This is a genomic window from Caballeronia sp. A2-2 (assembly GCF_057612605.2).
The window spans coordinates 124733-139614 of the sequence record NZ_JBVFIR010000006.1; the positions used below are offsets into that span (position 1 = coordinate 124733).

A 14882-nucleotide genomic window follows, 5' to 3' on the forward strand; every position below is an offset into this window, starting at 1 on the left:
TCGCATCGTGAATAATCGCTCGAAGGACGTCACGACGCCCGCAGCGCGTGAGGCAGCCTGGCGCATTGCCCGTGCGTGTGTCACGGGCACGGCGCATCGCGCACAGGATCAGGATGGCCAGGACCGCTTCGTCGGCGAATTGATCGTGTCCGGTTGCGGAGAGGCCGTCGCGGTGCTTGCCGTGTCCGATGGCGCGGGCAGCGCGAGCCATTCCGGCCCGGCGGCGCAGTTCGCGGTCGATTGCTTCATCGACTGTGTGTTCGCTACGCTCAAGCACGCGCGCGTCGCGGACCTGCCGGAAGAAACGCCGCGTACCTGGCTCGACACCATCCGCCAGTGTGTGCTCGCTCAAGCGGCCAGCGCGGGACAGCCACCCGGCGAATTTTCGAGCACCTTCCTTGGTGTGGTGGCGGGTGAGGACGCCACCATCTTCCTGCAATTGGGAGACGGCTTCATCGCCGTGCGTCGCGGCGGTGGCGGCGTCGACGCCGCACCCGGCACGTGGGAGCTGGCCTGCACGCCGCAGAACGGCGAGTTCATCAACCAGACGTGGTTTCTGACGAGCCCGGATGCGCTCGAACGCACCGAGATCCGTCGCTCGACCGACGACATAAGCGGGATCGCGGTGACGACCGATGGCCTGATCAGCGTCTGTCTCGACCGCGAAACGGGACAACCGTTCGAGACCTTCTTCGACGCGCTGAGCGCCACGCTGCGCGACACCCCTGCCGAGCAGGAAGACTTGCTGGACCCGGGGCTCGAACGTTTCCTCGCTAGCGAACGCCTCAATGCCTACACGAGCGATGACAAGACGCTCGTGCTCGCGATACGGATGGCGAGGTCCGCATGAGCAGCGCCACGGTCGCGGAGTTCGTGTTCGGCCCCAGGCTCGACCAGGGCGGAGAGGCCGACATTTACCGGGTGCAGGGTCATCCCGATCTCCTGATCAAGGTGTTCCGGCAAGAGATTCCGGCGCAGGCGCGCCGCCGTATCGACCAGATCATCGCCTCCCGGACACAGGCACTCGACGCGGTCGCGGCGTGGCCGCTGCGCTGGATTCGAATGGACAGCAAAGATGCGTTACTGCTGCCCTTCGCATCGAATACACAACCGATCCACGTTCTGTTCGATCGCGTCACCTGGGTCGACAAGTTTCCGGACGCGACCTGGGCGTTCATGGTCGAAGTCGCCCGCAACGCGGCCATTGCGGTGGCAGCAGTGCACGCCGCCGGCCTCGCCGTGGTCGATATCAGTGAAAAGAACATGCTGGTAGGGCAGGACGCCAGTGTCACGATGATCGACTGCGATTCCTTTGTGTTCCTCGATCAAGACGCGCTCAGCATGTCACCTTGTTACTCGGCAGGCTGGCTTCCACCCGAACTGATGTCATGCGTGGCGAGTGAGCCGCGCACGGCGAATCACGACAATTTCAGCCTTGCGCGGCTGATCTTCCAGCTACTCTTCGCCGGGCGCGCGCCGCTGGAGGCGGTGCCGGGAAGCGATCTGGACGATACACGCCGGATCTTCGGTTACAGCGAACTCAATCGGGTACGGCCGCCGAGCCCCGCCGACGTCGCTTTGTCTGACCTTCCCGCCCTGATGGCAGGCTACTTCGAGCGCGCCTTTTCCGGCACCAGACCGCAGAACACGCTGCGTCCCACGGCGTCCGAGTGGGTCGATGCGCTGACCCAGATGCAGAACACCCTGCGGACCTGCAGTCAGGGCGCGCGCCACCGGTACGTCTCGGCCGGCGGCCGGACCTGCCCGTGGTGCAGGATTGCCGGCGCGCCGCACGGCCGCGATCCGTTTCGCCAGACCGGCCCGCAGGCCGGTCCAGCGGATACGGTCGCACCGCCGCCCGCGCCCTCCTCTCCGCCACAGACACCACAGGCATCACCTCCCCCGCCGCGGACATCGCCGCCACCGTCGTCGCCGGGCACGCCACTGAATCCGCCGGGATGGACCGGGCCGTACTCGTCGGTCGCGAGGAAGCTGCGGGTCTCGTTCGACTGGTTCCTGACGTGTCTGGGCTGGATCTGGGCGGCGCTGGCGCTGCTCGTCGGCCTGGTGCGCATAGGCATCGGCGTGGCTTTCGTCGTCGGCATAGGATGGCTCGTCCTGCATTTCGGCGGCGCGATCTTTCATGCCGTTCAGACCAGGACTGCGGCGGCGCCGCCCTCCGCGGAGCGGCGCGCGGCTGATTTCGTGGTGAATCTCACCGCCAATTTCGGCCGGTCCGACGCATCCCGGATTCTCGATCAGGCCTACGGCGATACGGTCATCTACTTCAAGGTCAGGCGCCCTCATTCGTATGTCATGAACGAGAAAAACAACCTCATCGAACGATGGCCGCAACGTAATTACGTGCCGCAGGCGGACAGCGTGGCAACACGATGCAATGCCGAAAAAACCTACTGTGTCGTCTCGCTGGAAACGAACTTCCAGGTGCGTAACGGCGCGAAAAGCAATTCGGGCAGGTGGTCGTCGGAGATCGGTCTGGACATGCGCAAAGACCCGCCTGTCGTCACTCAGGAGGAAGGCCATGCGGTCCACTGATTCCTTGCGGGCTTCAGGCTTCTGGAGCTACTCGCGTGGGCTGGAGGAGGTCGGGCTCGACACGCTGCATCGCCAGATGCGCGCTTGCCTGTCCGATCAGCTCTCGCCGCTGTCGCTCGAGTTATGGCGGGACAACGATTCCGAAAACGGAGTCGGGAGTGGCCGAAGCTGGCCGGCCGCCATCGCCGGCGCGCTCGGCCGCTCGATCATGTTCTTCTGGATCCAGTCGCCGCGCTGGCTGGAACGCGACATCTGCCGGCTCGAATTCGATGCTTTCCGCGACCGTGTCAGCCGCATCGCCCGGGCCTTTCCGGCCTCGCCGGACCCGGATGAACTCTGGAGCCTGCTGGTGACGCCGGTGCACGTACTCAGCATCCGTCCGGACGCGTGGCAGTTTTTCAGTCCGGAGATCCGTGAGCGCTACCAGTCGGTCTGGCTGCAGACTCAGCGACATCGGATGCTGGACCTGTCGGCCCTTACACGTATCCATGATCCGCTCAAGATCGACACCCGCTCGCTCTGCATGGCCGCCGCGCAATCGATCTACGACGATCTCCTCGCCGCTGCGGCCTTGCTCGGCACGACGCTGCCCACCCTGCTCGACTATGCGGCGAGGCCCGACCCTGCTTTCGAGGCCCACTGGCGCGGCGCCTTCGAGCGGCCCAGCGGCCGCGGACCGACCGACGGTACGGCGCCCGATCCCGACCGCATGGTGAGCAGACAGAAGTGGCTCGCGGAGCGAATCCACGGTGGACGTACGCAGCGCCATATCTCCCAGTTGGGACTCGACATGCTGCTGCTGCCGGGTGTCACGGACGAAGCGGGCTTCTGGTGCAGCGCGGAGTCCGTGGAAGGCTCTGTGGCAGCGGTGACCGAGGCGCTCGCGCCGCACTGGCGGCCCGCACGCGGTGCCGCCGGATATCTGCTGTGGCCGGAAGAGGCCGTCCGGGCAGTACTTCCCGAGCTGAAACGATTCCACCTCGACCTACCCGACGACACGCAGGCGGCTGTGCTGTCGCAGGCGTTCGGTCTCGGGCGGGAAACGACCTCGCAACTGGGTTTCCCGCTCAGACCGGGCAGTTTCTGGCAGCGCGCAGAAGAGAGTGACGCGATACGAGCGGTCATCGTCTCCAAAACCGCCGGCGCGACCCATCGCCATGCGCTTTTTTTGGTCTCGCGAGCGTCATGAGCACACTTTCCGACAAAGGCGCAAGCGCGCCTCCGGTCCCGAATTCGCCGCCCGGCAAGTCGGGGCGGTTCGAGGGCAGCGGCGATTCGCTCGACAGCATGGCGAAGAACGTCGCCATGCGAGGGATGAAACTCGACGATTACGTTCGCAAGGTGATCGGATCGGACGCATTGTGGAATGCGCTCGTCGAGTCCATCTCCGAGGAAATTCCCGCTGCGCACGGTGCTTACTGGGTCGTGTTGGTCGATAACTCGTTGATGGCGCTGGCCGGCGCTGCCGCCATCGGCCGACGCCTGGGCCGCTCGATTCTCGTGCCCATGCGGCAGTTCGAGCGCGCCCCGACGCCGGAAACGCTGTCGATTGAGCTTGGCCATCTCGATCCGAACGAGCGCCTCGACGGCTGGATCGCGACGGCCGGACCGTTGACCGATGCAGCCGAGGACAGCGACTGCCTGCTCGTGCGCGCCTGGGGAGTCGTGCCGAGCCGGTTCGCCACCGATCTTGGAGATACCTTCGGAGCGGACCAGCGAGCGCCGGGCGGCGGCCTGATCGCGCTCGTGCGCAGTGCGGACCCTGAAGAAGCCGGCCTGTTCGACTGCGGAACCGTGCTGAACCTCACGAGCCGCCAGGACAAAGTGGTTGCACGCACCATACACGGGCTGCGTTTGCCGAGCCACGAGCCGGTGGCATCGGTGGAAGAGGCCGCCGGCTTGATGCGGAGATTGCTTCTGAGCAGCGATATCCGCACCGATGGCGTTTTGAGGGCACTCAATACAGCCGCGCATCACCGCTTCGAACAGCTTGCCTGGCCGCTCGACCTGGAGCAGCGCCCGGATACGCGCACCCTGTTCAACGAAACCGTTTTGGCCGAAGACGAGGACCGGCCGCGGCATGCCGCCGCGCTCTTTCTGGTGTCCCACTTCAGCCGTATTCCGGCCGATCAGCTGATCGCCATCGGCGACGTGCTGGTGCGGCAGACTCCCGCCACCCAACCCGGCGCCGACGCGGCGCGGCCGCCCTCCGCGATCACCGACCGGGTGCTGGACGAATGCTCGATCAAGATTGCCGTCACGCCCGAAAGCGGCGCCTATGCCGTCTTCGCGCCGAAAGGAGGAAACGCGAGCGAGGAGCCGCTGCGCTTGGCCGATGCCATCTGCAAGCTGTTTGCCCGGGAAGCCGCCTTGCTCAAGGAGCGGTATTTGTGCACCCTCGCCCAGGCGATCATTATCGGTCATCCGTCCACGGAGATCGCACGGACCTATGAGGACCTCGAACTGCTCGAGATTCGCCACGCTGCCGCTCTGGATGCCACGATGGCGCGGGAAAGGCTCGTGCGCGTCGCATTCGGTCATCCGGTTCTGACCGGTGAGCGTGACCCGGATCGACACGAAATCAATTACATCGTGCGAAGCATGGAGCGGGTGATTCTGCGGCTGCCGGCCTTTATCGCGCGCGTGGCGCAAAGCATCGCCACGCTTCCGGCGGACGACGTGCTCGGAGCCCTGTGCACGGCGGTTCCCGCGACGCTGGATGAAGAGCGCCAGGGATGGTTTTGTCGCTGGGCCGCCGAGATCTTCTGGAGAAGCTATGCGCGCGTCATTTCCGGTCTGACCCTGCAGGGCTATCCGGCGCTCTTCGACGATTCACCGGACGGGCTCGCGCGGCGTCATGCCCTCGTCGGCGTTTTGTGGGAGGCGCTCGATCGAAGCGCCTGGGCATCTCCGTCTTCGTCCATCAGTGCGCAGATCAACGTCCCGTTTCTCGGGCGGCTGCTAGCCGATGTCGGTGTGCAATTCTTTCGCATTCCGACGGATGACGGGCTCGATATCGCGCTTCTGATTGACGCGGCCGCTAATTTTCTGCTGCGCGCGTTACGGCACCAGCCGTGGCGGAACGTGTCCACCGGCGCGGCGGCCGCCGATCGCCCGCTCGCCGAAGCCTTTCTGCATCTGCGCACGCGACGCTGGATTGCCATGCCCCGCGACCGGCTCGCCGATCAGGAGCCCAAGGAACGCGAGAATGAGATCCGGCGGCTCTACCGCATGTGCGCCGCGATTCTGGAAGCGCTGGTCGGCAGCGCCAGCTTCGAAGAGATGGAGGACATCGCCATCGACGTCTGGCTGATGCATGCAATGGGTGGCGAACAGAGCGTCGAGAATGTCAAGGCAGGTTATTTTCGGGATTCACAGGCCTGGAACTGGGCGTTGTCAAACCGGGACCCGGACTTCGGCGAGCCCTTCTACATCGCGATCCAGTCCCTGCTCGAACTGATGCCGCTGTTTGTCATCCTCGCCGCGACCCGGTCCGGTGAAACGCCTGAAGGCACCCTTGTTTTCACGTTCAGCGAGCCGTTCGCACAATGGCTCGTCGAACCGACAGCAACCATGACGGACCCGCCCATCAGGCATATCGTCGAGATGCTGGAGAAGGCGCGGCGCCTGCAGGCCGCCTGGCGCGATGCACATGACCACTGGCATATTCCGGTCGGCTCGCCCGGCAGGGTCGTCAAGGCGTTCAAGGAGCGGGTCGAGGCGCTGCGGGCGTTCTCGCAGACCCTCAAGCCAATGATCGACGCGAGCCGCCGACGTGCACCTTCCGTGCGCGCTCAAGGTGGCGCTGCCCCCTCCTCCGGCGTGTCGCCCGGAGCCACTGGATCGGAGAAAAGCGCATGAGAGCGTCCGAGTTGTTCCTTCCCGTTCCGGCAGCGGGCAAACCTCCGCCGCTGCCCGCAGGTCAGTTCGAATTCGCGATCGATCGAAAGGGGCGCAAGATACTGGGGCTGCTCGATATCTTCGCGCGGCGCGAGCTGATCCGGGTTCAGACCAACCGCCTGTTCACATGGACGGGCGAGGTAGCGCTGCCCGACAACACCTTCGGCATGACTCGCCAAGTGGACTGCGTACTCGAATTCGAAGGGTTCATCGAGCCGACCGAGGCCGCAGCCCGCTCGATGCTCAAGGCCGTGCTCGATGCGCAGCTCGATCTCGACGGGCTCATCGCCCGGCTGGTCATCGAGGCGGTCGATCAGCAGCGCGCAGTCCTGGGCGGCACGTTCCTGAAGGTCATGCGCGATCAGTCCAGCCGCGGCAGCCTGCTCAAGGGCATCACCGCCAAGTTGCGCGAGAGTGGCATTCCGGTGACGAATCTCTCGCTGCTTCCGGTTCTGCACGACGAGCGGGAGGTACTCGATATCGCGGATATTCCCGGCACGCTCGCCGTGCGGTCAAGCCAGACGCTGGAGGCGAACACGATCGGCTTCAAGGCGCGTTTGCGCTGGGGCAACCTCGACGAGCAGCGCAATGCGCGGCTGGTCTATCGCGGTACGATCGATGGCCTGACGCCCGGGCCGGCGCTCGACACACCGCTTGTGCCGGGGCAGATCCAGCCGCTCGAAGCATGGTTCAGAGTGCTCCTGACCGACGCCCTTGCGCATCATCCCTGGTCTGCCGTGCAGGCCAACGACGATACCGTGCGCAACGCGATACGGGCGGAGATCTCAGCCCAGCTCGGCCGCGGCACGGGCCGGGTGGTCGAAGCGCTCGATCTTCTTCCCGCGACGGGCGGTCAGGCGCGTCTGCGCGAGCGGACCATCTCGTTCTCACATCAGTACATGATCACGGGCGTGCAAGGCGGCTCGCTCAACATCGAACATACCCTGGGCTACGCTTTGCAGGATCGCGATCGCTGGGTAGCGCAGGGCTCGCCGCATCCCGAGGAAGCAATCAAGCCTCAGGTGATCGAAGCGATGCGTGCTTTCCTCGCCGGCAAGCGTTTCAAGGATGTGGTCGCGCTCTACCTGCAAGGCGCTCAGGGAGAAGCCAGACTGCGCGATGCCGTCACCGCGCGGGTCGCGCCCTATGTGAACGGAATCGGCGTGCGGCTCGTTTCGACCGCGGTGATCCTCTCTATACCGGAAAAGGACTTCATCGAAGGGCGACGGCTCAGTTTTCCTGTCGCGCACTACAGCCTGGCCGATCCCAATCTCGCGCCGCCGATGAAGCTGTCGCTGCTCGTGCGCGTGGCTTCGACGACCGAAGCGCGCGAGAGCTTCGCGCGCGCGCTGACGGACCACGACAGCTTCGAGGATCAGATCCGGATTGCCGCATTGGACGCGGTGCGCGGCAGCCTTCGCCGCATCGGCGCCCTGCAATACTATGCGTCGCACTATGTCAACGGCGCGCCCGACGCCCACCCCGGAGCAGTTTCCGCGCATATGGCGGACGACCCGGTCAACATCCGGCTGCGCAGCGAGGTGGATGCCGAGTTGCGCGCCAAATTCGGCCTGGAGGTGGAGCGAATCGACCTTGAACCGGGAGACGCCGATCCGCTGATCGAGCGGATGAAGGCGCTTACTCGGCTTTCCATTTTGCTGCCGGCCGAAACGCATGTCACCTTCGAACGCGGCGACGAAGCCACCCGCGTCTATCTGGAAGCCGATGGAACCATTTTCATCGTGTCGATCGACCCGGATAACTGGAGCAGCTTCTATAACAACGCTGCCCGCATCGGCACTGCCGAGGCGCATGTCGAGAAGATTGTCGAAACATTGATCCAGACGCTAAGGATGACTCAGGGAGCCATCGTGCAAGCCCGGCTCACGGGTGCTCGCGTCGCGGCCCTTCGTCAACTCGTGGTCGATCAGTTCACCGAGCGCGTGGGCAAGGAGTTCGGGCTGCTGGTTCAGCTAAGCCCGCTCATGCTGCGTATCAAACGACCAGGCGCGGGCGATAGCGCCGATTACATTCTTCGCGATCTGCATCGGGAACTGAAGATGTTGTCGGAACAGCGTGCCCTGTTACTGTCCGATTCCACCTACGGAGACGGCGACCGCCGCGATGCGATCACCGAGCGAATGCGTGCCGTGCGAAAGGAGATCGCGGAGGAGGAGCAGACGCAGGAAAGTACCATCGAAGAGACCGAAACGATCTGCATCGAGCAGGATCGAGACACCGGACGTTTGCTCGGTGATGTTGCGCAAAAAGCCGACGGCCGCCCCTAAGCGGCTTGTTCGGTGCATATAGACCTTCAACCGTGATCTGACGAACTTTATCCGCGACTTCGCGCTGCGGACAGAGACTCGACGCCATCCAGAGGCCGTGCGCTTTCAGACACCCCGCATACCAGTCGACGAATTGGTCCGCATAGGTCTCCGTGGCCAGTAAATGCAAGCCGGATGGTATCAGGGGTCCTGCGCGTCCCGATGGTTGATTGGCACCAAGTTCGCATGCTGAGCGTCTGTTGCAACCAACACGTCGCCGTGTTCTGTCTAGTCCCGTTGACACACACAGATATTGCTGCACTTATAAGCCCGCTCAGTTGGCGCTAAGACGGGAGTTCAACCTGAAGGCGCCGGTCACAATAGTGACAGGCGTCGAAATCGCTGCCGCACGCGTACGGAAAGCGGCTAGGTTAAGCCCCAGCTATTTAGATAACTCTCATTATTAACGCCCGCGTTCGGCGCCAGACACATCTGCTTTGTGTCCGCAACGGATGTCGCCAAGCGACATCCTCGGCCATAGCCGACGCTCACGGTTCAGCCACGATGCTTCGGCAGCAGCCCACGTTCCTGTCATCTTTGAGCTGTGCTCTCCTCGGCATCGCACTGATCGACGTGCGGTCTTCAATCTGGAACGAGGCCGTAACATCTCCCCGCCTCTAGACCGTTCAGAAAACACCGGATCCGGTCGACAGTCGGATGCTTGCAGACGATAAGGTCGATCCCGTACGGATTCGTGCACCACACCAAACCTTCATCTCGATCGTAGATCACGAAGTGTTGGTGAATGGTCATCGAGCGTCCCGCTAGCAACGCCTCGACCATTGACTCCGCAGAGAGTGACAACGCTCCTTCCTGTCCTCGATCAAATAATGTCATCTGTGGCTCCCGAATCGGATTTTTCCGGCAAGGTGCCCTGCATTTCGCTACTCACCGATCTCCATACCCCGACCGCCTTTTTCCTTTTGCTTCCGAGCGTACTGACCATTCTTCGGAGAGCGGCCAGCGCTGCGCTCTCGTTCGCCATGCCGCTGGAGCTGGCTCAGTTCCAGTGCGGCGGTTTTATTCGCTTCGCGCAAAACGGCAGCGGGCAGCCGTCGAACGTCGTCCGTAAAAATCTCCGCTTCGTAGCGCGCACGAGATACGGCGACGTAGTAGACGTCTTTGGCCGTCGTCAAAGACCGCGTATCGAGGTTGATGAGGACCTTGTCACTCGTGAGCCCCTGTGCACTGTGAACCGTCGATGCGTAGGCAAGCGCCGCATACATTCCCTGTGTTGCGTCGAGCACGATACGACGTCCCCGCGCTTCGGCGATGACTTCGCGCTCTCGAATCTCTCTCACGGTAAGACGATCGCCGTTCGCCAGATCCCGATCCTTGTCGTTGCGCGTCACTTTGATTTGATCGCCTACCGCCAGCTCGATCAGCTCCGGCTTGTAGACCGATAATTGCGTCGTTTGCGCGGGAGAAAACGTGATGGTTGTGCCATCCCGACTACTCACGGTCAGTCGATTTCCAGGCCCCGTATCCAGCACGGTGTATTGCTCACCCCGCTTCAACCCGACCTGATAGTCGCGCTCCGGAATGACGATCGCGCCCTTCTCGTAATACTTGCTGTGACGTCGTTCGGCTTGGGTGGTGTCGAGCCGATCCAGCAAGGTGTATTCGCGACCGCTGCCCTTCAACCCTAATGCTTGCTGTATTGCCTCGTTGATCGCCTTGCGGCTCTGATTCGTGCCGGTGATCACCAGTGTTGAAATGCGTTGTGCAGGCGTCAGCCCAGCGTAGGCCTCCACGATCTCACCATACCGACTCGACGAATCCTTCACCTCGCGGATGCGCGTCACATGTGCGAGCGAGTCCGCGGTTTTCCCTGTCGCTGCCAGTTCCACCGCCTTCAACAGGTCCGGATCCTTTTGGCGTTGAATCGTCCGAATTTCAGATGATTCCATACCGGCGTTCAGAAGCTGCTCAAAAGGCTTACCCGCTTCGACCGCTTTCGTCTGGGCCGTGTCCCCAAGAAAGACGACACGCGCGCCGTGCTCCTGCACGATTTTCATGGTCTCGAGCATCTGGCGGGCCGGAATTACAGCCGCCTCGTCGATGAACACAACCGTGTTGCTGTCGAGCTTTTTGTTTTTAGCTTTCAGAAAGGATTGCAGCGTTCTCGCTTCGATCCCCTCCGATTCCAACGCCTTCTTTTGGCTGCCATAAGGCGCGAGCGCAGTGACGGTGTAGCCATGCTGCTCGAGCAATTCCTTGGCCGTGCGCGTCATGTAGCTTTTTCCCACGCCAGCAAAACCCGGAACCGCGATGAACCGGTTCGTCGCCTCCGCGATGCGGGCCACAGCACGCGCCTGTTCGACATTCAATCCGAGGCGCTCCACGGTGCGTGTCCGCTTCGCAAGGTAGGTCTCGATGTGCCCAGCCGTGATGCGCGGCACAATGACTTCCCGTCCTGCACGCTCGAGCGCGAGAATGTCACGCTCGCGCCGCTGGGCAATGTGCGTCGTGTAGCGCGAACCGAGACGCTCAAGTCGACCCTGAACGATGCCGGCATCCACAAGCACACGCGCCTGAGCGCGCGTTCGACGCTCGTTCGTCAACTCAGCGATCCACTGCTCGCGCGTGAGCGCGCCCCCGAGTGGCGTGCTATTAGCGAACTTTCCCTTTTCGGTAGCTTGGTTCTCAGACACCAGCTTCTCAGGCGTCGGATTCATCGACCGATAGAGGGTCTCTTCTTTGATGAGGTGTCCACTGCGCCGGGCGCGATCGATGGCCGCTCGAATGTCCGACGCAGTGAGCCGCCCGTATCCGTGTTTCAGCGCGACAGCCAGGAGTTGCTCGCCGGTCACGATGGCCTGACGCTCCGTAAGACTCTGAATCGCAAAACGTACGGTCTGATCCGCATGGTGATCGAGCGGCTTCTCGATTGGCGGCGGACTACCAGACCGATCACCCGGGCCGTCATTGCCGACGCCAACCCACGCGCGGCTTTGAAAATCAATGCCAAGCTCCGTGGCGCGCGCCCGCCAGTTGGCCCGCACGTCGTCGCGGTCGATGGCGGTCTTACGTTCGCGCGTTTGCATTGCTGCCCGATCGCGCTGCTCGGCGGAGGCACTCGTGCGATCCAGGCCCCATTCAGCCAATTTGGCATCGATCTGGTTGCGACGGGCGCTGAATTCGTGGATTTGCCGCTCGCTGAAATGCGCGAGATCGAAGGTGCCGCTCGGATCGAATTTCAGATTGAAGCCCTGGAGCTTGAGCTCCTTGGCCAGCTCCGCCTTATAGACATTCCCAAGATGGCTCAAGGAGTTGACGATTCCGTCGTTGACCAGCGCCCGCCACTCACCGTTCGCGCGCTGCGTCATGTTCAACACGAACGCGTGGGTATGCAGATCCGGGTCGACTTCCCGCGAGGTCTCGTGCCGAAACGCTGCGGCGACAAGCTTATGGGTCTGCTCGACGCGGGTTTTACCGTTTACAGTCTGGCGCGCTGCAGTGAGCATCTCAGCCTCACGCAGTGCCGCGGCCACCGCCCGGTCGTGCGCCGCGATAATCCGATCATCGCCGTGCACAAGCGCCTGCAACGACACGCCCTTGGGCGCCGAGAACGTCAGGTCGTATCCGAGGCGTTCCTTGCGCGCCTCCGACGGCTTCGTGCGGCGCAACTGCGTGTGCTCGTCGATCCGGCCATCCAGCAATTCGGCAAAACGCGCCTGCTCGACCGTCCCAGTTAGCCCTAACGCCTCCGCACCCTTGCCATGCCATTGCATGGCACTGCCATCCTTCGCGTAATAGTCATCGGCGCTGTCCGCGTAGTAGTTCACCACCTTACCGACGTTCTGGCGCTTGATCGTCGTGATATTGAGCATCAGGACGCTCCCAGGATCTCGCCGTCGGGCGACACGATGCCCGGTACGCGAGATTTGCGGGTGTAAGTGACAGACTCGGTCCTGAACTTCGCGATCGGCAAATCGCCCGGAAAGGCGAGATAGCCCTCGAGGTTCGGCAGACGCATCAATTCGGAGGCGAGTACGACCGACTCCGGTTTGATTTCCTCGTTCTGGCTGTTGGTGCCCATGCCGCCGAAAGCTCTGCGGCTGCGCCCGGAGCGCTGCCGCATGATTTCGTGCTGGCCGAGTGCGCGCGACATCTTCTCCGCAGTCTTCTCACCCATGCGACCGACGCCGAGCGCAACCATCGTTCTGTGGTTCCCGAGCATCGTCTCCGCCAGGTTCTCGCCGTACACATCGACCAGTTGGGTGTACGTCTGGTAGCCCGACACGACGCGCAGCCCCTTTTTCCGCCCTTTGGTCAGCGCGTCGCCCAAGGTTGGCAGGCGAGCGAGGGACTCCAGTTCGTCCAGATACACCCAGAGGCGACGGTTCAAATCCGCGCTCATGCCGAGCACGCTGCTAAAAATCGTGTCGGCAAAGCACGAGATCAACGGCACGAGCGCCGCGCGCATGTTCTCGTCCCAGGTGATAAAAAGATTGCCCCCGCGTGGATCGGCAATCCAGTCGCGCAGCGAGAAATCGCCGTGCGGCATTTCGAGGTGCGGCGGCAACTTGTTCGACAGGACGAAACGGGCGCTTCCTGACGCCCGGCTATTTCCCGTGAACAGCGCCTGCGCGTTCGTTCCTTGAACATACGCCTCGAGCTCTTCGAGCGTTTTTCGGTTGGTCCATTCAAATACTTCTTCCATCGTCGGATTTCTCGACGTCGAATAGACCTTTCGCGCAACCTCGGAGAAAAGCAGCCGACCGTAATCATTCCACTCTTCAGATTCTGCGCTGCCGGATCGTTGAATAATCGAAGCTGAGTAGCGTTTGAAATCGAAATCGGCGCGAATCTCATTGAAAAATGACCATCCCTCGGATCGCGCGTCATACGGATTGAGGATTTTGTCGCTCTTTCGATAGAAGTTAGACAGAAACTCGCCGTCTGGATCAAGCACCACCATTCGATCACCGCGCGCCAAAGCGCACACCATCATTTCTTTGAAAATAGTCGACTTTCCTGTCCCAGTGGATCCACCGATAGAGACGTGCGTATTTTCAGCCTCTACTGGCATCGGCACGCCCGCAATCGTGATTTGCTGCCTTTTGCGCTCACGTGTCTTTCTCATGAGCTCTTCGGCTGTCACGACTTCCGTTCCGCGAAAGAACTTGGAGAACGCTGCCCCTTTGAACGGCTTTTTCCCCATCTTTACTGCAGCCACAATCCCAGCAATGGCGAATACCTCACCAATCAGCAGCGCACCCCACAGCAGAAATTGATGAAACGTGTTCTGAATAAGGGAAGGCAAAACCTCTCTTACGGTTTGCGGTGTGAAGCCATACACAACTCTCGCCGTCACAAACCACGCAAACAGCGGCACGAGAACCATTGCCGCAATGGCCGCCTGTCGCTTCTGGATATCATCCACGATAGTGCTCCCGGGCCGGTTCCCACGAGCGAATATCAAGACGGTCTAGTTCAGCTCTCGCACTTCGTATCTTGTCGGGCGGCAAAGCCATTCTCAACAGCATCAAAACCTCAATTAGCATGCGTGCGGTCAAGTCTGGCTCTGCGTAGGATTCATCTCGCCCCGAGTGCGACAATCTCGACAGCGTGTCTGTTAGCTCGTCAAGTCGTGACAGGAGCTCTCGTCCGGTCTCGTGTCCTTTCCCGAAAAGCGCAAATTTGATGTACTCAGAGACATTTCCATCATGGCGCGCCGAGCGTTCTTCAAGTTCAATTTTCTGCGCGTCGTTGAGTCGAATGCTAATGGTTGGCATCGCTTATCTCCGGTAGGACAGGTGTAATACACAATAAGCCCTATGCGATAGCACGTTCAAGGGTCCAAGTAGGACCCCGGTTTTACACATTCAAAGTTTGATAAAAGTAAAAATTGCGCAATATCAACAACTTAGCCAATGCGAAGCATTGCGTATGGTGTATGGCCTTTAAGGGCCCAGGCTAACCACTGTTTTAAGGGGAAGTCGGAAAGGTTTACGGCCCAGTTGCGCGTCCAAAATACGTATTTCCCGATCCTTCACGCGAAGCGTGAAGGCAGACGCGCGAATGCACGCGAAGGGGACACGCAGGGGACACATAGGGGACAAGATGAGGCCACAAAGGGGACATTATGAGGAC

Annotated in this window: 8 protein-coding genes; 5 read left to right on the plus strand and 3 right to left on the minus strand. The window is 61.8% G+C overall.

Going from position 1 to position 14882, the window contains the following annotated elements; translation table 11 throughout:
* The first annotated feature begins 7 nt into the window (after nt 1-7).
* The 5 genes from ACZCWR_RS36200 to ACZCWR_RS36220 are packed head-to-tail and all read left to right on the plus strand — an operon-like array spanning nt 8 to nt 8744.
* Nucleotides 8-850: a PP2C family serine/threonine-protein phosphatase gene (locus ACZCWR_RS36200; protein WP_487307145.1), complete on the plus strand. Its 843-nt coding sequence runs from the start codon at nt 8-10 to the stop codon at nt 848-850.
* Nucleotides 847-2556, plus strand: a complete 1710-nt coding sequence (locus ACZCWR_RS36205) for a hypothetical protein (protein WP_487307146.1) — start codon at nt 847-849, stop codon at nt 2554-2556. The genes ACZCWR_RS36200 and ACZCWR_RS36205 overlap by 4 nt, the downstream gene beginning before the upstream one ends.
* On the plus strand, nt 2543-3745 hold the full coding sequence (locus tag ACZCWR_RS36210; protein ID WP_487307147.1) for a hypothetical protein: 1203 nt from the start codon (nt 2543-2545) through the stop codon (nt 3743-3745). Before ACZCWR_RS36205 ends, ACZCWR_RS36210 begins: the two co-directional genes overlap by 14 nt.
* On the plus strand, nt 3742-6417 hold the full coding sequence (locus ACZCWR_RS36215; protein WP_487307148.1) for a hypothetical protein: 2676 nt from the start codon (nt 3742-3744) through the stop codon (nt 6415-6417). The genes ACZCWR_RS36210 and ACZCWR_RS36215 overlap by 4 nt, the downstream gene beginning before the upstream one ends.
* On the plus strand, nt 6414-8744 hold the full coding sequence (locus ACZCWR_RS36220) for a hypothetical protein (RefSeq protein ID WP_487307149.1): 2331 nt from the start codon (nt 6414-6416) through the stop codon (nt 8742-8744). The genes ACZCWR_RS36215 and ACZCWR_RS36220 overlap by 4 nt, the downstream gene beginning before the upstream one ends.
* Nucleotides 8745-9667: 923 nt before the next feature.
* Here ACZCWR_RS36220 and mobF read toward each other — a convergent pair.
* Genes mobF through ACZCWR_RS36235 form a run of 3 tightly spaced genes read right to left on the minus strand, consistent with a single transcriptional unit; the run spans nt 9668 to nt 14524 of the window.
* Nucleotides 9668-12616, minus strand: coding sequence for a MobF family relaxase (gene mobF / locus ACZCWR_RS36225; RefSeq protein WP_487307150.1), 2949 nt, complete (start codon nt 12614-12616; stop codon nt 9668-9670).
* Nucleotides 12616-14172: a type IV secretion system DNA-binding domain-containing protein gene (locus tag ACZCWR_RS36230; protein WP_487307151.1), complete on the minus strand. Its 1557-nt coding sequence runs from the start codon at nt 14170-14172 to the stop codon at nt 12616-12618. The genes mobF and ACZCWR_RS36230 overlap by 1 nt, the downstream gene beginning before the upstream one ends.
* A complete protein-coding gene (locus ACZCWR_RS36235; protein WP_487307152.1) occupies nt 14165-14524 on the minus strand; it encodes a hypothetical protein in 360 nt (119 codons plus the stop codon). Before ACZCWR_RS36235 ends, ACZCWR_RS36230 begins: the two co-directional genes overlap by 8 nt.
* Nucleotides 14525-14882: the final 358 nt, after the last annotated feature.

Coding starts and splice junctions, on each gene's coding strand:
- ACZCWR_RS36205 (WP_487307146.1), top strand. CDS start 847: ATGAGCAGCGCCACGGTCGCGGAGTTCGTGTTCGGCCCCAGGCTCGAC.
- ACZCWR_RS36210 (WP_487307147.1), top strand. CDS start 2,543: ATGCGGTCCACTGATTCCTTGCGGGCTTCAGGCTTCTGGAGCTACTCG.
- ACZCWR_RS36215 (WP_487307148.1), top strand. CDS start 3,742: ATGAGCACACTTTCCGACAAAGGCGCAAGCGCGCCTCCGGTCCCGAAT.
- ACZCWR_RS36220 (WP_487307149.1), top strand. CDS start 6,414: ATGAGAGCGTCCGAGTTGTTCCTTCCCGTTCCGGCAGCGGGCAAACCT.
- mobF (WP_487307150.1), bottom strand. CDS start 12,616: ATGCTCAATATCACGACGATCAAGCGCCAGAACGTCGGTAAGGTGGTG.
- ACZCWR_RS36235 (WP_487307152.1), bottom strand. CDS start 14,524: ATGCCAACCATTAGCATTCGACTCAACGACGCGCAGAAAATTGAACTT.